The following is a 985-nucleotide window of genomic DNA, read 5'->3' on the forward strand; positions in this document are numbered from 1 at the left end:
CCAAGGTCACGTCTGTATGAAACTGGATTACAAAACTGGCGGCAGACCAAAGCAACGTTACACTAAGCAAAGTTAGCTTTACCTGTACTAGCTCAGACCTGGCTCTGTAACAGATTCTGTGTAATTGCCAATGAATGGACAGGAGCTAGCATCTCACTTACCTTCAAAAAATGCCTAAATCACAGCACTCTATCATGAACACTATGGCGGACATGTAAAACATCCACATCCTTTCCATTAATACGATACAGCACCCGGTAACTACCGATAATAAGGTGCCTAATACCCTGCTGAATATCGGCGTCTTCTGGCGCAAGTGGGCAACGTTCAGCCAACACATCCAGCTTTTCAATGGCTTTTATCACCCCTAAATACCAAGTAATGGCATTGTCTGGTGAATCTTCTGTTATTTGCTGAAAACGCAACGCCAGATCACGCACCGCTGTCGGTTTGATCATGACATGATAACTTTTCACCGTTTAATGCCATGCTTAGCTTCAAATTTGTCAGTGAAACTCTTAAGAGACTGGCCGTCTTCATCCAACGCTTTACGGATCGTCAGAATGCTATCAGCGTAGTCCGCTAAGGCAGCCATCCGCTCATAACTTTGTGCATCCTGTACCACCACGGCGGCCTTGCCATTAACAGTCAGAAGCTCAGGACTTTTACTCTCCCGTAGGCGCTTAATATGATCCGCAGGTTTACGGCTAAACTCAGTGACAGTGTGAATATTGCTACTATTGAACATATCAACGACTCCTAAAACAGTTAATAATACGACTATAATCTGTTTAAGCTGTTTGCTCAATATAATAAGATCAAACTATTTGTACAACGTCAGTTTACTCGACTGCCGCTATGTTTTGATTGTCGGAACCCCAAAGGGAATGGATGAAAAACATTAAAGAAACTAACAGGTTATCTGAAAAACTTAGGGGAAGACGCATTTACCGCCGAAGATGTAGGGGAAGCAATTCACCTTAGC

General features: G+C 43.2%; 2 protein-coding genes. Both read right to left on the reverse strand.

Going from position 1 to position 985, the window contains the following annotated elements; translation table 11 throughout:
* Nucleotides 1-179 precede the first annotated feature (179 nt).
* Nucleotides 180-476, reverse strand: coding sequence for a type II toxin-antitoxin system RelE/ParE family toxin (locus tag I8J31_RS20720; protein WP_199470486.1), 297 nt, complete (start codon nt 474-476; stop codon nt 180-182).
* Nucleotides 473-748 (reverse strand): type II toxin-antitoxin system Phd/YefM family antitoxin, encoded by a 276-nt coding sequence (locus I8J31_RS20725; RefSeq protein ID WP_199470487.1) that lies wholly within the window; start codon nt 746-748, stop codon nt 473-475. Before I8J31_RS20725 ends, I8J31_RS20720 begins: the two co-directional genes overlap by 4 nt.
* Between the last annotated feature and the right edge of the window lie 237 nt (nt 749-985).

Source organism: Marinomonas transparens, from assembly GCF_016463975.1.
Lineage (GTDB): Bacteria > Pseudomonadota > Gammaproteobacteria > Pseudomonadales > Marinomonadaceae > Marinomonas > Marinomonas transparens.